19 protein-coding genes are annotated in these 20,383 nt (G+C 65.4%); 10 read left to right on the top strand and 9 right to left on the bottom strand.

The window, feature by feature from the left end; genetic code table 11:
• Window positions 1–167: 167 nt before the first annotated feature.
• Entirely contained in the window at window positions 168–1,403 is a 1,236-nt protein-coding gene (locus FQK05_RS05160) for an argininosuccinate synthase (protein WP_158964854.1), read from the bottom strand.
• 129 nt (window positions 1,404–1,532) lie between these two features.
• Here FQK05_RS05160 and FQK05_RS05165 point away from each other — a divergent pair, with 129 nt between their 5' ends.
• Entirely contained in the window at window positions 1,533–2,303 is a 771-nt protein-coding gene (locus FQK05_RS05165) for a hypothetical protein (protein WP_233270383.1), read from the top strand.
• A gap of 118 nt (window positions 2,304–2,421) precedes the next feature.
• The gene (locus tag FQK05_RS05170; protein WP_158964856.1) at window positions 2,422–3,177 is read left to right on the top strand and encodes a hypothetical protein; all 756 of its coding nucleotides are present in this window, start codon (window positions 2,422–2,424) and stop codon (window positions 3,175–3,177) included.
• 3 nt (window positions 3,178–3,180) lie between these two features.
• Here the strand turns inward: FQK05_RS05170 and FQK05_RS05175 are convergent, their stop codons facing one another.
• Window positions 3,181–3,501: an Hpt domain-containing protein gene (locus tag FQK05_RS05175; protein WP_158964857.1), complete on the bottom strand. Its 321-nt coding sequence runs from the start codon at window positions 3,499–3,501 to the stop codon at window positions 3,181–3,183.
• A 223-nt stretch (window positions 3,502–3,724) separates the two neighbouring features.
• Between FQK05_RS05175 and FQK05_RS05180 the strand changes: the two genes are divergently transcribed.
• Window positions 3,725–4,984 (top strand): PP2C family protein-serine/threonine phosphatase, encoded by a 1,260-nt coding sequence (locus tag FQK05_RS05180; protein ID WP_233270437.1) that lies wholly within the window; start codon window positions 3,725–3,727, stop codon window positions 4,982–4,984.
• Between the two features lie 330 nt (window positions 4,985–5,314).
• On the opposite strand, the gene FQK05_RS05185 is transcribed toward FQK05_RS05180, so the two are convergent.
• The 6 genes from FQK05_RS05185 to FQK05_RS05210 all read right to left on the bottom strand — a co-directional run bounded on the left by FQK05_RS05185 (window position 5,315) and on the right by FQK05_RS05210 (window position 9,267).
• Window positions 5,315–5,779 (bottom strand): PTS sugar transporter subunit IIA, encoded by a 465-nt coding sequence (locus tag FQK05_RS05185; RefSeq protein ID WP_158964859.1) that lies wholly within the window; start codon window positions 5,777–5,779, stop codon window positions 5,315–5,317.
• Between the two features lie 57 nt (window positions 5,780–5,836).
• Window positions 5,837–6,400, bottom strand: coding sequence for a ribosome hibernation-promoting factor, HPF/YfiA family (hpf, locus tag FQK05_RS05190; RefSeq protein WP_158965955.1), 564 nt, complete (start codon window positions 6,398–6,400; stop codon window positions 5,837–5,839).
• A gap of 271 nt (window positions 6,401–6,671) precedes the next feature.
• Window positions 6,672–7,433: an LPS export ABC transporter ATP-binding protein gene (gene lptB / locus FQK05_RS05195; RefSeq protein WP_158964860.1), complete on the bottom strand. Its 762-nt coding sequence runs from the start codon at window positions 7,431–7,433 to the stop codon at window positions 6,672–6,674.
• Entirely contained in the window at window positions 7,430–7,909 is a 480-nt protein-coding gene (lptA, locus tag FQK05_RS05200; RefSeq protein WP_158965957.1) for a lipopolysaccharide transport periplasmic protein LptA, read from the bottom strand. Before lptA ends, lptB begins: the two co-directional genes overlap by 4 nt.
• A gap of 25 nt (window positions 7,910–7,934) precedes the next feature.
• Entirely contained in the window at window positions 7,935–8,594 is a 660-nt protein-coding gene (locus tag FQK05_RS05205; RefSeq protein ID WP_158964861.1) for a hypothetical protein, read from the bottom strand.
• Window positions 8,595–8,652: 58 nt separating this feature from the next.
• Window positions 8,653–9,267, bottom strand: a complete 615-nt coding sequence (locus FQK05_RS05210; protein ID WP_158964862.1) for a ribonuclease D — start codon at window positions 9,265–9,267, stop codon at window positions 8,653–8,655.
• A gap of 159 nt (window positions 9,268–9,426) precedes the next feature.
• Between FQK05_RS05210 and FQK05_RS05215 the strand changes: the two genes are divergently transcribed.
• From FQK05_RS05215 to hemP, 4 genes are all read left to right on the top strand, one after another.
• A complete protein-coding gene (locus tag FQK05_RS05215) occupies window positions 9,427–10,482 on the top strand; it encodes a GSCFA domain-containing protein (protein WP_158964863.1) in 1,056 nt (351 codons plus the stop codon).
• Window positions 10,483–10,486: 4 nt separating this feature from the next.
• The gene (locus FQK05_RS05220; RefSeq protein WP_158964864.1) at window positions 10,487–11,293 is read left to right on the top strand and encodes a hypothetical protein; all 807 of its coding nucleotides are present in this window, start codon (window positions 10,487–10,489) and stop codon (window positions 11,291–11,293) included.
• Window positions 11,294–11,377: 84 nt separating this feature from the next.
• Complete coding sequence (locus FQK05_RS05225; RefSeq protein WP_158964865.1) at window positions 11,378–12,928, top strand: sialate O-acetylesterase; 1,551 nt, start codon at window positions 11,378–11,380, stop codon at window positions 12,926–12,928.
• A gap of 383 nt (window positions 12,929–13,311) precedes the next feature.
• Entirely contained in the window at window positions 13,312–13,479 is a 168-nt protein-coding gene (hemP, locus tag FQK05_RS05230; RefSeq protein WP_158964866.1) for a hemin uptake protein HemP, read from the top strand.
• 122 nt (window positions 13,480–13,601) lie between these two features.
• On the opposite strand, the gene FQK05_RS05235 is transcribed toward hemP, so the two are convergent.
• Complete coding sequence (locus tag FQK05_RS05235; RefSeq protein WP_158964867.1) at window positions 13,602–16,976, bottom strand: transglutaminase family protein; 3,375 nt, start codon at window positions 16,974–16,976, stop codon at window positions 13,602–13,604.
• A 113-nt stretch (window positions 16,977–17,089) separates the two neighbouring features.
• Between FQK05_RS05235 and FQK05_RS05240 the strand changes: the two genes are divergently transcribed.
• Genes FQK05_RS05240 through FQK05_RS05250 form a run of 3 tightly spaced genes read left to right on the top strand, consistent with a single transcriptional unit; the run spans window position 17,090 to window position 20,269 of the window.
• Window positions 17,090–18,505 (top strand): circularly permuted type 2 ATP-grasp protein, encoded by a 1,416-nt coding sequence (locus FQK05_RS05240; protein ID WP_158964868.1) that lies wholly within the window; start codon window positions 17,090–17,092, stop codon window positions 18,503–18,505.
• Complete coding sequence (locus tag FQK05_RS05245; protein ID WP_158964869.1) at window positions 18,502–19,488, top strand: alpha-E domain-containing protein; 987 nt, start codon at window positions 18,502–18,504, stop codon at window positions 19,486–19,488. The genes FQK05_RS05240 and FQK05_RS05245 overlap by 4 nt, the downstream gene beginning before the upstream one ends.
• A 49-nt stretch (window positions 19,489–19,537) precedes the next feature.
• On the top strand, window positions 19,538–20,269 hold the full coding sequence (locus FQK05_RS05250) for a peptidase (protein WP_158964870.1): 732 nt from the start codon (window positions 19,538–19,540) through the stop codon (window positions 20,267–20,269).
• The last annotated feature ends 114 nt before the right edge of the window (window positions 20,270–20,383 follow it).

The following is a 20,383-nucleotide window of genomic DNA, read 5'->3' on the forward strand; positions in this document are numbered from 1 at the left end:
AACCGGAGACCGGGGACGCTGTCCCCGGACCCCTGAGGTATTTGAAGACCAAAGAAGAAGGGCCGCGGGCCCGAAGTGGCGCGCGACCCCTGCTTCTTCTTTTCCCAAATACTCCCGCCGGAGGCAGACCGGCGGCAACGTGGACCCGTCCGGCAGGGGAGCGGGGATCAAACCTCGGTTTCGACCCGCTTGTTCCGGGCGGCGATCAGCTTCAGGCGCAGGGCGTTGAGCTGGATGAAGCCGGCCGCGTCCTTCTGGTCGTAGGCGCCGGCGTCCTCCTCGAAGGTCACGTGCGCCTCGGAGTAGAGCGAGTGCTTGGACCAGCGTGCCACGACACGGGCCTGGCCCTTGTATAGCATGAGCTTCACCGTGCCCGTCACGTGCTCCTGGCTCTTGTCGATCAGGGCCTGCAGCATCTCGCGCTCGGGGGAATACCAGAAACCGTTGTAGATCAGCTCCGCATAGCGGGGCATGATCGAATCCTTCAGGTGGCCGGCGCCGGAATCCATCGTGATCTGTTCAATCCCGCGGTGGGCGCGCAACAGTATCTCGCCGCCCGGGGTCTCGTAGATGCCGCGAGACTTCATGCCGACAAAACGGTTTTCGACGAAGTCCAGGCGGCCGATGCCGTGCTTCTTGCCATAGGCGTTCAGCGCCGTCAGCAGCGTGGCCGGCGACATCGCCTCGCCATTAATCGCCACGGCGTCGCCCTTCTCGAAGGTCACCTCGATATATTCCGGCGTGTCCGGTGCGGTCAGCGGATCGTCGGTGCGCTGGTAGACATATTCCGGCGCCTCGACCGCCGGATCTTCCAGGACGCGGCCTTCGGACGAGGTATGCAGCAGGTTCGCATCGACTGAGAACGGCGCTTCGCCGCGCTTGTCCTTGGCGATCGGGATCTGGTTCTGTTCGGCGAATTCCAGAAGCCTGGTCCGGCTGGTCAGCGACCACAGCCGCCAAGGCGCGATCACCTTGATGGCGGGGTTCAGCGCATAGGCCGACAGTTCGAACCGCACCTGGTCGTTGCCCTTGCCCGTCGCACCGTGGGCCACGGCGTCCGCGCCGGTTTCCGCCGCGATCTCGACCAGACGCTTGGAAATCAGCGGCCGCGCGATCGAGGTGCCCAGCAGATATTCGCCTTCATAGACCGCGTTGGCGCGGAACATCGGGAAGACGAAGTCCTTCACGAATTCCTCGCGGACGTCCTCGATATAGATCTCCTTGACGCCCAGCATCTCGGCCTTGGCGCGCGCCGGTTCCAGTTCCTCGCCCTGGCCCAGGTCGGCGGTGAAGGTCACCACCTCGCAGCCATATTCCGTCTGCAGCCACTTCAGGATGATCGAGGTATCGAGCCCCCCGGAATAGGCAAGGACGACTTTCTTCGGTGCAACGAATGCGGACATGGGCGCGGATTCCTTTCAGGCGATGCGCGCGCGAATATCCCTTTTCCCGTGGCGGAGCAAGGTGGCCGGCTATCTATCGCGTTGCGGCCTGGGTGAAACTCAGCCTATACGTGTCTTGCGCATGTGCAGATGTTCAAGGGTTTCGGTATGGGATGGTCGATCTTCAGACAATCGGTGCTTGCGCTCTGGCACAATGCCGGGACTGCGCTGCGCCTGTCGCTGATACCGTCTCTCCTGATAGTCGCGGCCCTGGTTCTTGCCTTTGCAGCCGTCTATGCCATCCCGTCGCGGCCCGGAGCTGCGGTGACGCCGGTCCCGTTTCTGGCGATCTGGAGCGCGGTGTTTCTGATCCTCGCGCTGGTCCCGGCCTGGATCGCGGTCGGTTGGCACCGGTTCATGCTTCTGGGAGAACGCCCGCGCGGCTGGTGGCCCCGGCTGCACGGCGTAAACCTGGGGCGTTACATCCTGCGTGCCGTCCTGGTCTTTCTGGCGACAGCCGTGCCGACCCTGATCGTCGGGATCGTCCTGGTGAAGTATGTCCTTCCGACACCGGCATCGGGCGGCGGTTACTTTCTTCTGAAAGGATGCCAGCTTGGCCTGAGTCTCCTTTGGGGAGCGGCCATCCTGCGGTTCAGCCCGGTTCTTCCGGCAGCGGCCCTGGGCGAGACGATGCCGCTGGAAGACGCGCTGGACGCCACTGTCGGCACCAACGGGACCATGCTTGCGCTGGTCGCCCTGATCGTCGCGACCAATATCGCCCTTCAAATTCTGGGGTTCGTTCCCGTTATCGGCATCCTGGCCCGGCTTGCGACCGGTTGGGTGATGATGATGATCGGCATCAGCATCATCACCACAGTTTTCGCCCGTTTTGTCGAGGAAGATCAAACGGCAGGCGACTAGCGGCTGCACCGCCCGGCCCGGACCCGCTGTCCGGTGCTGCGGCATCGGCGCCAGCGTCTGGCCCCCCGGGCCGGGGCCGTGCTATCCCGCTTCGGGACCGATCAGGGAGAGTGGGCGATTGGGCTGGGCAATCTTCGTGCATGCCGTGGGCATGGTTTTCCGCAATCTGGGCGCGGCGCTGCGACTGTCCCTGGTGCCCTTTGCCGTGCCCACCGTGATGATCGTCCTGACGATCCGCGACGCGCTGGCCAATGGCGCCGAAGGCGACATGGTCGCGGACGAGGTGATCGGTCTTTTCACCTCGCTGCTGCCGGGGGGGCTGCTGATGGCGCTGGCGGCGCTGTGGGTCGCCGTGTCCTGGCATCGCTTCGTGCTGCTTGAGGAATATCCCACCGGCTGGATCCCGCGGTGGCATGGCGGCGTCACGTTCAGCTATTTCGTGAAGGGGCTGCTTCTTAGCCTGGTGATGATCGGCCCGGCCTTCCTGGTCATGATGGCGGCCGGGGTCGTGGTGGCCGCCGCCGGGACGGCGGTGCTGATGCTGGACTATGTCCTGCAGATCGCCGTGTCGGTGGCCATGGGCTGGTTCTTCTTCCGCTGGTCCCCGATCCTGCCCGCCGCGGCGCTGGGGCAACGGATGTCCCTGGGCGAGGCATGGGCCGCGACGTCGCAGGGCGCACAGCCCCTGCTGGCGCTGGCGATCATCGTGCAGGGCGTCAACGTGCTGATGACCGGCGTCGCCGTCCAGCTGGCCGCCGTGCCCGCCGTCCTGATGGTTGCCACCGTGGCCTGGAGCTGGGTCAACTTCGTCGTCGGCGTCAGCATCATGACCGCGATCTACGGCCACTATGTCGAAGAACGGCCCTTTGCCTGAAGTCTAGGCGGCAAGGCCACTCAGGAATTCGACCTTGGATTTCGAGAATTCGGTCGCCATGGCGTCCAGGTCGATCTCCTGCGCACGGCCGGCGGCGGCCATCTGTTCCCCCTGACGGCACAGCTCGGAAAAGGTGCGGAAGCCCAGGCTGGCGGAACTGCCCTTCAGGAAATGCATCGCCTCTTCCAGGCGGCCTTCGGCGGCGACCTGCGGCAGGGTCCGGATGGCGGCCGACACTTCCTCGACGAAAAGCTCGACGACGTCGGCGAAATCCTCGGCCCCGACCTCGCTGCGAAGCTCCTCCACCCGTGTCCAGTCGATCATGCGAACCCTCCCGGCCCGGTCGACATGACGAGGCGCGCTGTGTCGGACGGACCATCGCAGATCGGGTTTAAGCGCGGATTAAGCCCGTGCGGGACATGGGTATCCGTCGGTACAGTGCCGTCTTTCACCCTGCCTTAACCGGTTTGGTGTCAGGGTCGGCAGGATGGCCCGTGACGGGCGCCTGCAGGGGATCGACCGCGTGCAAAACTCGACAGCAGCCGGGCTGACGGCCATCCGAGCCTCGGACGCCAAGGTCGGCTGCGGCGCAATCCGGCGGGTCCTGATCGTGGACGACAGCCGGCTTCAGCGGCGCATCCTGGCCAGCCACCTGGAAAAATGGGGGCTGGAGGTGGCCGAGGCCGACAGCGGCGAAATGGCGATGCAGGTCTGCACCGACTGGGCCCCCGATCTGGTCATCAGCGACTGGATGATGCCCGGCATGAACGGGCTGGACCTGTGCCGCCAGTTCCGCAAGCTGCCCACCTTCGGCTATTTCATCCTTCTGACCTCGAAAAGCGAGAAGGAGGAGGTCGCGGAAGGCCTGAATGCCGGCGCCGACGACTTCCTGACGAAACCGGTGAACGCGGGCGAATTGCGCGCACGGATCTCGGCCGGAGCGCGGATCCTGTCGATGCACCGCGAACTCAGCCAGAAGAACGCCCTGCTGACTGAGGCGCTGCGCAAGCTGCAATCCTTTTACGATTCGATCGACCGCGACCTGATCCAGGCCAAGACGATCCAGGAATCGCTTGTCCCGGAGCGCACCCGCGCATTCGGCCGGTCGCGGGTCGACCTGCTTCTGAAGCCCTGCGGACATATCGGTGGCGATCTGGTCGGCATGTTCTCGCCCGACGACGAACAGGTCGGATTCTTCAGCATCGACGTGTCGGGGCACGGCATCACATCGGCGATGATGACCGCCCGCCTGGGCAGCTACCTGTCGAGCAGCTTCTTCGACCAGAATGTCGCGATGGAGAAACGGCCCGACGGCAGCTTCACCCTGCGCCCCCCGCACGACGTAGCGGCGCAACTGAACGCAAGGATCGCCGCCGACAAGGGGATCGAAGAATATTTCACCATGGTCTATGCCACGGTGGAACTGGCGACGGGCCGGGTCCGCATGGTGCGTGCGGGCCATCCCCATCCACTGCTGCTGCGCGCGGACGGCACTGCGGAATTCGTCGGCGAAGGTTGCCTGCCCATCGGACTGATGCCCGAGGCGCGCTATATCTCCAACGAGTTCGAGCTGACGGCCGGCGACCGGTTGCTGGTCTTTTCCGACGGCTTCCCCGAATGCCGCGTGATGGGCGGCCGCTACCTTGAGGATTTCGGCTTGCTGGAACTGGTCCGCGCCTGCGAGGGCGTTCGCCCCGGCCGCGCCTTCCTGGACGAACTCTACGGCGGCCTGTTCAAGATCATGGACAACGAGGACGGGCTGGAAGACGACGTGTCCGCCGTCCTGTTCGAATTCTACGACGGCTGATCGGGTCGAGGCCCCAAGGCCGGGCATGCAGAAATGGGACCATGCCGGCCGGCCTGTCACTGACCCGGCCCGCCAACCTGCCTCGCCAGAAAGTAAGCCGGGTATCGGGATCCGTGGCGGGCGGCCCCGTGGCGTCGGGGCGCCACGCAGCGGATCCGACAAGTCCGGGCGTCTAGGACGCCGGTCCGGCGTCCTGCCCGAACCGCGGGGCGGTTCGGAAGGGCCGTATCGATCATAGGGTTCCGGCGCCATGACCGCGGGTCCGGCGCAATTCCAAGGGCTGAAAAGATCGCGGAAATGTCGGTCCGGGATAACGGTCCCGGCGAAGGATCAGGCGGCCTTGTCGGCCTGGGCCTCGGTCAGGATCGCGTGCAGCTTGGCCGGATCGGGGTTGGCGCGCAGCTTGGCGCACAGATCGGGATTGCGCAGGGTGCGGGACACCAGCGCCAGAGCCTTCAGGTGCAGCACGCCCGCTTCGAGCGGCGCCAGCAGCGAAAAGGCGATGTCGACCGGCTGACGGTCGACCGATTCGTATTCGATGGGACGTTCCAGCATCACAAACAGGCCGACGACACGGTCCAGCGCCGGAATCCGGGCATGGGGCAGGGCCACGCCATGGCCCACGCCCGTGGGGCCCAGCCCCTCACGCTCGATCACGGCGTCCAGGACAGCCCGCGACGGCAGCTTGTAGACACTGGCCGCCATGTCCGCGATGTCGTGCAGCAACCGCTTTTTGCTGGATGGTCCCGCTAGGACCTTCACGGCATTGGGCGGCAGTAGTCCGGACAGAGTCATCGTTACAGCCTCCTGGGCCCGGGTGCCGTTAGAGGCACCCGGTCTCTTGCGCATCGCTTACGGGTCGATCCAGCCGATGTTCCCATCGTCACGTCGATAGACCACGTTCAACTCGTCCTTGCCCTCGTTTCGGAAAACGAGAACAGGCGCGCCGGCCAGCTCCATCTGCATGACCGCCTCGCCCACCGAAAGGGACGGGATCTTCGTCTCCATCTCGGCCACAATAATCGGCTGCAGGCTTTCGGGCTCATCGTCCCCGGCCTGCTCCTCCGCGGCGAGGATATACGAGGAGGCGCCCAGAAGTTCAACCGGCTCTACCCGGTTGCGGTGGTGATCCTTCAGGCGCCGCTTGTAGCGGCGCAGTTGCTTGTCGAGTTTTTCCGCGCAGGCCTCGAACGCGGCGTAGATTTCGCCTGCCATCCCCTTGGCCTGGGCGGTCAGCCCAGTGGACAGGTGCAGCGTCGTCTCGCAGACGAACTGATGCCCCGATTTCGAGAATATGATGTTCGCATCCGTCGGTCGGCCCGCATATTTGGCGATGACGGTATCCAGTTCAGTTTCGACATGTTCCTGCAATGCGGTGCCGATGTCGATCTGATGTCCGGCGATTGTGTAGCGCATGTTCACTCCACGGTCTGAGTTCGCAAGAGGCACGGAGGGCGCCGGCTGGCGACCCCTGGACCTGCTATGCGAATGGAAGGGACGATCGGTCAAACAGACCTGTGACAAGACCAGGGCAAAGGGCCGAATGACCGGCCGCACCCGTGTCTTGATCTGGTTGACGCGTCGCCATGACCCCATTTGAGGCGAGGTCGCACCTTGCTGTCAATCAAAAGCGGAAGGGTGGTTACCTTACGGCAGGGGACTGCCAGCGAATCAAGCGCAGGGTGAGTCAGCCCATCCGGAAGCTATCGCCCAGATAGACACGGCGCACGTTCTCGTTCTCGATGACCTCGGTCGGGGTGCCGGACATCAGGACATGGCCGTCGTGCAGGATATAGGCGCGGTCGACGATTTCCAGCGTCTCGCGAACGTTGTGGTCCGTGATCAGGACGCCGATGCCCCGGGTCTTCAGATCCGCCACCAGATGGCGGATATCGCCCACCGAAATCGGGTCGACGCCGGCAAAGGGTTCGTCCAGCAGCAGGTAGCGCGGATCGGCCGCAAGCGACCGCGCGATTTCGACCCGCCGCCGTTCGCCGCCCGACAGGGCCAGCGCCGGCACCCGGCGCAGGTGCTCGATCGAGAAGTCGGACAGCAGTTCCTCCAGCCGGGCACTGCGGGCCTGGCGGCTCGGAATATGGATGTCCAGCACGGCCGAGATGTTGTCTTCGACCGACAGGCCGCGGAAGATCGACATTTCCTGCGGCAGATAGCCTATGCCCAGCCGGGCGCGTCGGTACATCGGCAGGGCGGTCACGTTGCGGCCGTCCAGCCGGACGGTCCCCGCCTCGGGGAAGACCAGGCCGGCGATGGAATAGAACAGCGTCGTCTTGCCGGACCCGTTCGGCCCCAAGAGCGCCACCACCTCGCCCCGGTCGAGCGAGATCGACACGTCGCGGATGACCACGCGGCGGCGATAGCTTTTGCGCAGCTTTGACACCCGCAGACCGGCGGATCCGTCCTGCACCGTCAGGTTGGGTGTCTCTGTCATTGGCTGTCCGGGATCAGGATAGTGCGCACGCGACCCGACATCTGCGCCGTGCCGGTGGCCATGTTGACGGTCATCTTTTCCGAACTGATCGCATTGGCGCCCTGGGTCACCATCACGTTGCCGGTCATCACGATCTGACCCGAGTCGGGCGTATAGACCGCGCGTTCCGATTCCGCCGCATCCGGCCCGCTGACCAGCAGCACCTCGCCCGTGGCCACGACCTTCTCGATCGCGCTGCGTGCGCGGGCGTAGGTCACGACGACCTGGTTGGCAGACAGACGCATCTCGCCCTGGACGACCACGACATTGCCGCGAAACAGCGCAGTCCCGTCGGTCTGGCTGACATCCAGCGTGTCCGAGGTGACCTCGACCGGTTGGTCCGGCGTGGTGGGCGTGGTGCCGAAGGCCATGGTCTGCGCTGCGGCAGGCAGCGGTGACAGCACAGGCACCAGGATCGCGACAAGCGCGCACTGCATCAGGATCGCCGGCACGCGGCGCTTGTTACTGGTCTGTGTCACGCTGATTGTCCCCGTCGCTGCGCGGATCATATACCAGCCGGACGCCGCCTGTGAAACGAAGACGTGGTGCCGTTTCGACCTTCGTTGTTGCATCTGTGGCGCCCGCGCCGCCCGCGACCGGTTCCGAGGTGATGAACATCTGCCCTGCGCTCAGGTGGCCGGCCGGCCCTGCCCCTTCCACCGGCCCGCCGGACCGGATCGCGGTGCCGTCCAGCATCGCGATCATCGTCTCGGTCTGAAGGTTGTAGCCGCTGGAGCTGTCGATCTGCACGCCGCCGGTGAACTCCGCCTCGCCCGAGCCATTGGGCATGCTGCCAGTGGGTGCCGTCATCGTGACCCAGCCGCCGTCCCGGAACGAAATGGTGGCATCCAGCTCCTCGGCCGAGGCCGGCTGCCCCATCAGACCCGGACGCGCGCGGGCGGCGGCGACAGTGATCTCGTCCCCGTTCTTCGTGGCGCCGGTATAGACGGGCGATGTCACCTGCTGGGCGGCTGTGCGCTGGTCGATTTCGTCCTCGGCAAAGGGGATCGCGACGGTCGTGTCGACGGAACGCGACAGCAGGAACACCGTCGACATCAACCCGAGGGCCGCCAACGGCAGCATCACCTTCAGGATGGCGATCACGCGCGAATGACGGTCCATGCCCCGCATCGACTTCAGCCTCCGCCGTGCGGCCCGCCGATGCCGTGCCGCCGACCCGTCATGAATGGGAGAAGATATCGAGATCGGGCCATCCTTCCAGATCAAGCAGGGCACGGGCCGGAAGGAAGTCGAAACAGGCCTGTGCCAGTTCCGTCCGGCCCTCGCGCGCCAGCCGCGTATCCAGCACCGCCTTCAGACGGTGCAGATACAATACGTCCGAGGCCGCATATTCCACCTGCGCCTCCGTCAGATTTTCCGCGCCCCAGTCGCTCATCTGCTGCTGCTTCGAGATATCGACGCCGATCAGCTCCTGGGTCAGCGATTTCAGGCCGTGGCGGTCGGTATAGGTGCGCACCATCTTGCTGGCGATCTTGGTGCAATAGACCGGTGCCGCCAGCGCGCCGAAGGCATTGTACATCGCGGCGATGTCGAAGCGGCCGAAATGGAACAGCTTCAGCACGTCCGGGTCGGTCAGCATGGCCGACAGGTTCGGTGCCTCGGTCTGGCCCTTTGCGATCTGGACCACGTGGGCATTGCCGTCGCCGCCCGACAGCTGGATCACGCACAGCCGGTCGCGGTGGGGATTAAGCCCCATCGTCTCGCAGTCGATGGCGACCACGGGACCAAGATCCAGCCCGTCGGGAAGATCGTGCTTGTAAAGGTGATTGGTCACGGACTCGCTCCCGTCGGCCCGGTGCGGCCGTATCTGATCATTTCTCGTGGTCGAGATAGGGCCTTTGCAAGGCGAACTCAACTCTGTCCGGGGCCAAGCCGGGTTGTGGAAACTTCATCCCTGCCGTGCTAGGCGGGGTCTTCAGGCCGGAGCAAGCCCATGCCCTATTCGTCGCTGCCCCCGCGGGCATTCTGGAAGTCGTGCCGGTCCGAGCCGGATTTCCGCCTGCGCGAGATCCACCAGCCCGCCTTTCCCCTGACCCGCGGCATGCGCGTGGCGACCGCCGGCAGCTGCTTTGCCCAGAACGTCCGCCCCTGGCTGGAAGCCACGACGCTGAAGGTGCTGGATGCCGAACCGGCGCCGGCCAAGATGGATCCGGGCGTGGCCCGGCGTTTCGGCTATGGCCTGTTTTCCGCCCGCTACGGCAACATCTATACCGCGCGGCAGCTGCGTCAGCTGCTGGCCGACTGCATGGAGGATCGCGTGGGGTCCGATGCGGTCTGGGAAAGGTCCGGCCGCTGGTTCGATGCGCTGCGCCCCGGGGTCGAACCCGAAGGGCTGGCCTCGGTCGAAGAAGTGCTGCTGCACCGGCGCGACCACCTGCGGCGGGTGCTGAACCTGTTCGCGTCGATGGATCTGTTCATCTTCACCCTCGGCCTGACCGAAGCGTGGGAGGATACCGAGACGGGCCGCATCTACCCTTCGGCACCCGGGGTGATCGCGGGACAGTTCGACCCCGACTGCCACCGTTTCGTCAATTTCGGCCTGTCGGACACACTGGCGGACCTGACCGCCGCGCTGGCCCTGCTGCGCGACATCAATCCGGGCGTTAAGGTCCTGCTCACCGTGTCGCCGGTGCCCCTGACCGCCACCGCCACCGGCCGGCATGTCCTTGCGGCCACGACCTATTCCAAGTCCGTCCTGCGCGCCGTCGCGGGCGAGGTCGCGGCCACCGACCCCGACACCGACTATTTCCCAGCTTACGAGATCGTGGCGGGAACGCCCTTCGGCCCCGAACGCTATCGCGCCAACCTGCGCAACGTGTCCGAGGCCGGCATCGCTGCGGTCATGGGCGCCTTCTTCGCCGCCTACAGCCTGCCGGTCCCCGAAGGCCGGCCGGTTCCCGTCGCCACCGCCCTGCCGCCCGAAGCGGAAGACGAAGCGGACGAGGCGATCTGCGAGGACGCCCTGCTGGAAGCCTTTGCAGGACGCTGAGACGATGAAGATCCTGATCCTGGGCAATTCCCACACCGCGATGATGATCCAGGCGGCCGACGATGGCCTGCCGCCGGGCATGGACGTGACCTTTCTGGCGAAACCCGGGCCCGGGCCGGAAGGCCTTCGGCTGGACGGCAAGACCCTTGTCGCCGAGGACCCTGACCTGATCGCCTTCCTCGACCGCACCGGCATGCCGCGATCTGTGGACCTGTCGGCCTACGACGCCGTCGCGCTGGTCGCGATGGGGATCACGGTCTACCACGCCGCCGGGCTGGTCCGGGGCCACGCCCTGCCCGGCTGGCCTTCGGCCGACGGAATCGGTGCGCTGCTGAAGGACGACTTCCAACCCCTGCCCCGTCCGCTTCTGTCGGTGCCCGCCGCTACCGCCTCGCTTCATGCGCTGGCGGAAGGCTCGCTTTCGAACCGGTTGCTGGGCATGGTCCGGCAGGCCACGGACCGGCCGGTCTTTGTCGTGCCGCAGCCCTATCCGTCCGCCGGTCTGCTGACCCGGACCGACCGGGCGCAGGCGTTGCGCGATGTCCACAAGGCCGGCGATGGCGCGGCGATAGCCGCGTTGCTGGCCGCGGCCCAGGCCCGGGCGGTTGCAACCGTACCGGACGCCCACGTCCTGCCCCGGCCAGAGGCCAGCGTGCGGCACGGGTTCCTGACCGATCCGGCCTGGATGCGCGGATCGCTTCGCCTGGGCGGGGCCACGGGACATGGCGAAGACGACGTGCTTCACGCCAATGCAAGCTATGGCCGGGCGCTGTTCGATCTGATCGCCCAGGCCACGGAGAAATTTGAATAAAATCCGGGATAATCCGGCCCGCGGCGGTAAGCCCCCCTCAATCAACCCCATCGATAACCGGAACGCTCGTTTCCGAGGGTTTCGATGGGACTGCCGATTTTCGTTCTGGCCGGGCAAAGCAATGCTGCTGCGATCCGCTCTGCTTTGGAAAGGGCGCTGGACCAGCGCCATGGGCCGGACGGCTATCGGCTGGTGACCGTGGCCGATGCCGGTGCGCCGCTGTTGCGCGGCCGCGACGGGATGGATTGGGCAACTGCGTCGGAACTGCCAGCGGACCTTGCGGCGCAGACCCGCGCGATGCTGGACGGGACCCCGGACGGGGACCTTCACGGCCTGATCTGGCTTCAGGGAGAGGCCGACACCTATGATTTCACCGGCGCCGACGGATACAAGGCGGCGCTGGATGCACTGTTCACCGCCTTCCGCAGCGCGGTGCCCGGGGCTTCTGACATCCCCGTGTCGCTGGTGGCACTGTCGGGCCTGGCGGCCGCGGCGCCCGACCGGGCAAACTGGAACACGATTCGGGATGCGCAGGACCGCCTGGCCCAGGACGACCCGCGCGTCCATCTTCTGGACCCCGATGCCGTGGCCGCCGCAGCGGGCATCGACCTGGCCGCGATGTTTCAGGACCATCTGCATTATTCCGACGCGATGCGCGCTGAACTGGCCACCGCAATCCTGAACCTGCTGGACAGCGCCGGGCAAACCGGCAACGGGCCCGTCCGGAACGGCGTGCCCACCGACGGCGACGATATCTTCGGGCCGGACGGCGCCGTGTCGGCCATGGCCGGGGGCGCAGGAAGCGACATCTATTTCGTCGACGACCGGGGCGACCGGATCACCGAACTGAAGGATCAGGGCAACGACACGGTGATTGCGTCGGTGTCCTTCTCTCTTCGCCCCGTCAGCAGGCATGTCGAGGGGCTGACTCTGACCGGCGACGCCCGGCTGAAAGGCATCGGCAACGGGCTGGACAACACGATCACCGGCAACACCGGCAACAACCGGCTGAAGGGCGGCGCGGGCGACGATGTCCTGCATGGCGGGGCCGGCAACGACGTGCTGGTCGGACAGGCCGGGTTTGACCGGCTGGAAGGCGGTGCCGGGAACGACCGTTTTGTCGTGACCGACCGGAACGACATGCCCGTCGAATATGCGGGCGAAGGGCGGGACACCGTGATCGCCCGCGTGTCCTTTGCCCTGCGCGACCACGGGCACGAGATCGAGGTACTGCGCCTGAAGGGCACACGCGACCTGAACGGCATGGGCAACGGCGCCGACAACCTGATCGTCGGCAATGGCGGCGACAACCGGCTGAACGGCGCCTGGGGCGACGACCGGATCATCGGCGGCGGTGGCCGGGACCGGATCGCAGACGACAAGGGCGACGACATCTTCACCGGCGGCGGCGGCGCAGACACATTCGTCTTCGCCCTGGCTGCCGGCAACGACCATATCACCGACTTTCGTCCCGGCACCGACAGGCTGGCCTTCGAAGGGCTGACGGGCATGGCCGACCTGACTTTCACGTCGCCCGAGGGCAGTACCGCCATCGCCTTCGGCGAAGGGTCCGTCCTGACGCTGGACGGGGTATCGGCCGGGCACCTGACCGCGGACGATTTCCTGTTTCTTTGACGCGCGCCCGCGTCTTCAGGGGGTCTTCCGGCGGTATCGGCGGTAGATTGCATATACCATGCATCTTTTCCCATTTCCGGCCGATTGACTTATCCGATTCTTTCAGTCAGGAATAGGATATCCGCTCAGCCACCCGGGCGGGGCCGGCGCGTCAGGCGCGCAGGTCACCCGGGAAGCCCGGCACACATCCGGAGAGCATCCATGCGGACATCCGATGCCCGACCGCCGCTGCACAGCCCCCGCTCCGCCCATCCCGGCGGCCGGACAGAATGTTCGGACCTGCGCGCGCTGATGGACCTTATGGGTCAGCACGGCCAGGAATGGGATGGGGTCCCCTGGCTCTGCGATATCCTGAGCGCACGAAAAGAGGCAGAACCGCGATGATGGCGACCACGCAAATCAGCACCGTACATTCCGAAGAAACCAACACGCCCCCCGTCCACCGCGCGGAACAGCTGGTCGGCGCGGGCAAGCAGGCGCATATCCTGCTGGGCGATCAGACCTATATCCTGCGCATTACCCGCGCCGGAAAGCTGATCCTGACCAAGTAATCTCTGTGTCGCAACACCCGTCGGTGCTGGTCCCAGGACCGGCCCCGACGGGTGTTGCGGCCCCCTGCATTCGCAGTTGCGGACGCTGAAAGGGCGGGCCGGTGGCCCGCCCTTCGGCGTTATCACAACCGGCGCATGTCCAGCGTCAGCGGGAATTCCTCGCTGCGGGCGACATGGCGCGCGGCCATCGGCCCCGGCGTGTGGAAATGGTCGAACCGCGCCAGGCGACGGCCCTCCGCTTCCAGCTCGTTGATCGGGCGGAATTCATGCGCCCGGCCGCCGCTGTGGGCCACGCGGTAGGTGCAGCCGCCCAGCGACCGGCCCTGTTTCGGATCCACCAGGTCGAAGACCAACGGCGCATGGGGCGGGATCGTTGGATGCAGGCAGTGCGCCGGCCACCAGGCGCGGAACTTGACGCCCGCGACCCAGGTCTCGTCGTCCACCTTGGTCAGCGGAATCTCTACCCCGTTCACCGTGGGAATCACGCCCTTCTTCAGGTTCCGGATCGTCACCTGCACCCGTTCAAGCGAACTGTCGACGAAACGCGTGGTGCCGCCGATGCTGCCTTCCTCGCCCAGGGTAGGCCAGGGTTCGATGGCGTTGCGGATCTCGATCTCGGTGCCGTCGACATTCGCCTCGCCCGCGATGGGGAAACGGAAGGCCAGCTGCGCCTTGAACCATTCCGGGTCGAATTCCATGCCCAGATTGGCCGACAGATCCGCCAGCACCGCCTTGAAATCCTCCCACACGAAATGCGGCAGCAGGAAACGGTCGTGCAGCGTCGTGCCCCAGCGGATCAGCGGTTCGGTGTAAGGCTTTTCCCAGAACCGCGCGATCAGAGCGCGCAGCACCAGCGCCTGAGCCGAGGCCATACGCGGATGCGGCGGCATCTCGAACCCGCGGAACTCGATCAGGCCCAGCCGGCCGGCGGGACCGTCGGGGGAATAGAGTTTGTCGATGCAGATCTCGGCCCGGTGGGTGTTGCCGGTGACATCGACCAGCAGGTTCCGGAACAGCCGGTCGACCAGCCATGCGGGCGCCGAGGGCGGCGCGGGCAGCTGGGCGAGTGCGATCTCCATCTCATAAAGCGAATCGTGCCGCGCCTCGTCCAGGCGCGGGGCCTGGGACGTGGGTCCGACAAAGAGGCCCGAGAAGAGGTAGCTGAGCGACGGATGGTTCTGCCAGAACCGGATGATCGAGGCCAGCATGTCCGGCCGGCGCAGGAACGGGCTGTCGGCGGGCGACGATCCGCCCATGACGATGTGGTTGCCGCCGCCCGAACCGGTGACCCGCCCATCGACCATGAAGGTCGAGGCATCCAGGCCCACCTGCCGTGCCTCTTCATAGATGGCGTCGATGATGTGGACCTGGTCGGTCCAGTTGGTGGCGGGGTGGACGTTCACCTCGATCACGCCGGGATCCGGCGTGACCTTGATCACATTCAGCCGCGGGTCCTTCGGCGGGGCATAGCCTTCGATATGAATCGGGATGCCCGTTTCCGACGCGGTGTCTTCCAACGCGTTCAGCAGGCCCAGATAGCCTTCGGTGGAATAAAGCGGCGGCAGGAAGACGTTCAGGATGCCGTTGCGGGGTTCGACCGACAGCGCGGTACGCACATGGCCGCCCACGGGGCTCTCCGGCACCTCCGGCTCTTCCCACTCGGGTTCTTTCAGGAAATCCTCGATCTCCGGCAGGGGTTCGCCGTTCTTGCGGGCATCCTGCAGCTTTTCCAGGAAGACGCGGCGGGCCTTGGCCTGGGCGCCTGTCTGGAACTGCGGCGGGGCGCCGAAGCGGCTGGGCAGCGGCGCACGGTAGGTAAAGCTGTCGCGTTCCACCTGGATCGGGGCCACGCCTTCGGGCAGGTCAGGCAACGCCTCCAGCGGCAGGCGCAGGCCCGCGGCGCTGTCGCCCGGAATCAGGTACAGCCGGCCGCGGCGGGTCTGCCACAGTTCCGACAGCCACAGCAGGGGCGAGGCTTCGGACTGCGCCTGCTGCAGCGGCAGGACGAAGGCCACCGGATCGTCCAGGTCCTTTTCGAAGACGCGCACCAGGCGGCGGCGCATTTCCGGGTCGGACACCTTGTTGGTTTCCGGCGTGCTGTTCGACGGCAGGTTTTGTTCGCGCAGCGCGAATTCGACCGGATCTTCAAAGGCCGGGATCGCATGGGTGCGCGGCACGTCCAGGCGTGCGCACAGCGTCTGGACGAAGACTTGTGCGTCATGCACGTCGGCCGGGCGCCGATCCGGGTCGGCCTCCAGCGCGATCAGGTCGGGATTGTTCCATAGCGGCGCACCGTCGCCCCGCCAGTGAAGCTCGAACGACCAGCGCGGCAGCTGCTCGCCCGGATACCACTTGCCCTGCCCGTATTGCAGCACGCCACCGGGCGCGAACCGGTTGCGGAAGCGGCGGATCAGGCGGTCGGCATAGGCCCGTTTCGTCGGTCCCACGGCCGCGATGGTCCATTCGTCTGCATCGCGGTCGGTGGCGCAGACGAAGGTCGGTTCGCCGCCCACGGTCAGGCGCACGTCGTTCTTTTCCAGCACGTCGTCGACCGCGCGGCCGGCCGCAAGAATCTGCGTCCAATGGCCCGGCTCCAGCGGCCGGGTCGACCGCGGCGGCTCTGCCAGACGCTGCACTGACATTTCGAAATCGAAAGACACTTCGCACTTGTCCACTGCCCCAGAAATAGGCGCTGCGGACCGCGGGTTGGGGGTACAGGCCAGCGGAATGTGGCCTTCGCCTGCAAAAAGACCCGAGGTCGGATCCAGTCCGACCCAGCCCGCGCCGGGCAGATAGACCTCGCACCAGGCGTGCAGATCGGTGAAATCCTTTTCGGGGCCCGACGGACCTTCGACCGGTTTGATGTCAGCCGTAAGTTGAATAAGGTATCCCGACACAAACCGCGCGGCATAGCCCAGTTCGCGCAGCATCTCGACCAGCAACCAGCCGGAATCGCGGCAGGACCCCAACGCCCGGGTCAGCGTTTCCTCGGGCGTTTGCACGCCGGGTTCCATCCGCACGATATACCCGACGGATTGCTGCACATACTGGTTCATGGCCACGATATAATCGATCGTGGAGCCCTTCTGTTTCGGCGAGGAGGCAATGAAGTCCTTGAATCGCGGCGTCAATTTCGGCTTCACCATGTAAGCCTTCAGATCCGCGGCGGTATCGGCGTCATATTTGAAATCGGCTTCCTGCGCGGCTTCCTCCAGGAAGAAATCGAACGGGTTGATCGCCTCCAGCCGGGCGACGACGTCGATCTCCACTTCCAGGTGGTCGGACTTTTCGGGAAAAACGATTCGCGACAGATAATTGGCAAAGGGATCCTGCTGCCAGTTCACGAAATGCTCGCCCGGCGACACGCGCTGGGTGTAGCTCAGGATCTTCGTTCGGGTATGGGGCGCAGGCCGCAGACGGATGATGTGGGGGGCCATGTTGACCAGCCGGTCATAGCGATAGCGAGTCCGGTGATTAAGTGCGACGTCGATGCTCATTCTTTGATCACTACCCCGTTGCGGCCGCTGGCCAGTCGAAAATTTAGTCGTTCCTGTTCGATCGCCACGACCGTTTCGATTGCCCTAGCCGCTGGCTCTGTTAGCTTCAACTTATGTTTAACGAGATGCTTTCGCAAAGCGGAACGCGCCCCGAATATGCGCAGATCGAACGCTGGATCGCCGAGGAAGGCGTCGAGGCGTTGATGCAGAGACGCGCAGAGGCCGAGGCCCTGTTCCGAAAAGTGGGGATCACTTTCGCCGTCTACGGCGAGGGTGGAGACCCCGAACGCCTTATCCCCTTCGACATGATCCCGCGGATCTTTACGGGGTCGGAATGGGATATCGTGGAACGTGGCTGCATCCAGCGCTGCAAGGCGCTGAATGCGTTCATGGCCGATGTATACGGGCCAAGGGAAATCCTGAAGGCGGGGATCGTGCCGACCGAACTGGTCGACAACAATCCGGCGTTCGAGAAGGCGATGATCGGCCTGCGTCCGCCCAAGGATGTCTGGGCGCATATCTGCGGCGTCGACATCGTTCGGACCGGCCCCGAAGATTTCTTTGTCCTCGAAGACAACTGCCGTACCCCGTCGGGCGTTTCCTACATGCTGGAAACCCGCGAGGTGATGACCCGGATGTTCCCGCAGCTGTTCCTGGACGGCTCGGTCCGGCCGGTCGATGACTACCCCGAGCTTCTGGCCGATGCCATGGCCTCGGTCGCGCCGCCGATGTGCGACGACACGCCGACGCTGGCGATCCTGACGCCGGGCTACTTCAACTCGGCCTATTACGAACATTCCTTCCTGGCCGACCGCATGGGCGTGGAACTAGTCGAAGGACAGGATCTTTACGTCGACGACGGCCGCGTCTGGATGCGCACCATCCGGGGGCCGGAACGGGTCGACGTGATCTATCGCCGGATCGACGACGCCTTCATCGACCCCGCCGTCTTCAACCCGGATTCGGTTCTGGGTGTGCGCGGGCTGATGGACGTCTACCGCAACGGCGGGGTGACCATCGTCAACGCGCCGGGCACCGGTGTGGCGGACGACAAGGCGACCTATGTCTTCGTGCCGGACATGATCCGCTTCTACCTGGGCGAAGAGCCGATCCTGAAGAACGTGCCGACCTGGCGCTGCTCGCAGCCGGATGACTGTGCCTACGTCATCGACCACCTGGACGAACTGGTGGTGAAAGAGGTGCACGGGTCCGGCGGCTACGGCATGCTGATCGGGCCCAAGTCGACCAAGGCGGAACAGGAAATCTTTGCCAAGAAGCTGATGGAAAATCCCGAAGGCTTCATCGCGCAGCCGACGCTGGCGCTGTCGACCTCGCCCGTGCTGGTCGACGAAGGGCTGGCACCGCGGCACGTCGACCTGCGGCCCTTCGTGATCTCGGGGACCGAGACCAAGCTGGTGCCGGGCGGGCTGACCCGCGTGGCTTTGCGCGAAGGCTCTTTGGTGGTGAACTCCAGCCAGGGCGGCGGCGTGAAGGATACCTGGGTACTGAAGGCGGGGCTGGGCGTATGACGATGCTAAGCCGCACGGCAGAAGGCCTGTTCTGGCTGGGCCGCTACATGGAACGGTGCGACAATTTGGGCCGCCTGGTCGAGGCCGGACGCCGGTTCGACCTGACCGGCGCCCAGATCGACGCCGACACCAACGAATGGGGCGCGATCCTGATCGCGGCCGGCTGCAGCGGCACCTATCCGGGCGAGGTCAAGAAGGCCACCGGGGAAGAGGCGCTGCACCACCTGATCCTGGACCCGTCGAACCCATCGTCGGTCCAGGCCTGCTTTGCGCAGGCCCGGGCCAATGCAAGGGCCCAGCGCGGGTCGATCACGCTGGATGTCTGGACTGCCGTGAACGACGCCTGGTCGGAAACGCGGCTGTTTTCCGAACGCGACTGCGCGCCCCGGAATCTGCCGTCGACCGTGGACCAGATCCGCCAGTACACCGCCCGCTTCCGGGGCTGCGTGGAAGGCACGATGCTGCGGGACGAACGCTATCAGTTCCTGCGGCTGGGCCAGTTCGTGGAACGGGCCGACGCCACGGCGCGCCTGGTCGACGTGAAGTATCACGTCCTGATGCCGGAGGAGCACCCGGTCGGGTCCGCCATGGACCAGCTGCACTGGAACAACCTGCTGATCGCTGCCGGGGCCCGGTCGGCCTATCGCTGGGTCTACCGCGCGCCGGTCCAGGTCCGGCTGGTGATCGACTTCCTGCTGCTGAACCGCCGCAACCCGCGGTCGTTGCGCCACTGTTTCGACAATATTCTGGCGGAACTGGGCAACCTGCACAGCGAAGGCGCCTATGGCGGCGGGTCGCTGGCAGATGCGATCAATCTGCGCGACGAGTTGTCCGGGACGGAAGTGGATGTTGTCATCGGCCGCGGTTTGCACGAGTACTTGACCGAGATGATCGTTCGCTCCAACAACCTGGCGATATCGATCGGCAGCGATTTCGGCTTCGGCCCGATCCTGACCGACGAGACCCAAGCACAATCGCAGTAGAGCGCGGCCGCCCGGCGGCGCCCTTCTGCGCCGACGAGGCCCAAAGACCATGACCTATTGCGTGGCGCTGAAACTGAATGCCGGCCTGATCTGCCTGTCCGACACGCGGACCAATGCCGGCGTCGATAACATCTCGCGCTACAAGAAGATGTTCACCTGGCGCAATCCGGGTGAACGCGCCATCACCATGATGACCTCCGGCAACCTGGCGATCACCCAGGCGGTGATGTCGCTGCTGCAGGAAAACATCGACAAGCCGAAACAGGGGATCGAGACGCTGTTTTCCGCCCCGTCCATGTTCCGCGTGGCGGAAATCGTGGGCGATGCAATGCACGTGGTCCAAAGCCGCTACGGCCCGTCGCTGGCCTCGCGCGGGGAAAGCTCGGAATCCTCGATCATCTGTGCCGGGCAGCGGGCCGGCGGGCAGCTGCGGCTGTTCATGATCTATTCGGCCGGGAATTTCATCGAAGCGACGGACGACACGCCCTTCTTCCAGATCGGTGAACACAAGTACGGCAAGCCGATCCTGGACCGGGTGATCACGCCGGAAACGCCGCTGGACGACGGGATACTGGCCACGCTTCTGTCGATGGATTCGACCCTGCGGTCGAACCTGTCGGTCGGCATGCCGCTGGACCTGACGGTGCAGCGCCGCGGGGTCTTCGACTTCGATCAGCAGCGCCGGATCGAACCCGACGACAAGGGCTTTCAGGCGCTGTCGCAAAGCTGGTCCGACGCGCTGCGAAACGCCTTCACCAACATGCGGGAAGTGTTTCAGTAACCCTTCCCGGGCAGGACCGGACACGAAGACGCCCCCGCCTTCGGGGGCGTTTGCTTTTCAGGGGCCCTTGTCCCGCCGGCCAATCACCGACACCGGGCGGCGCAGGATGGGCGA

The sequence above is a fragment of the Chachezhania sediminis genome (genome assembly GCF_009765275.1).
GTDB lineage: Bacteria > Pseudomonadota > Alphaproteobacteria > Rhodobacterales > Rhodobacteraceae > Chachezhania > Chachezhania sediminis.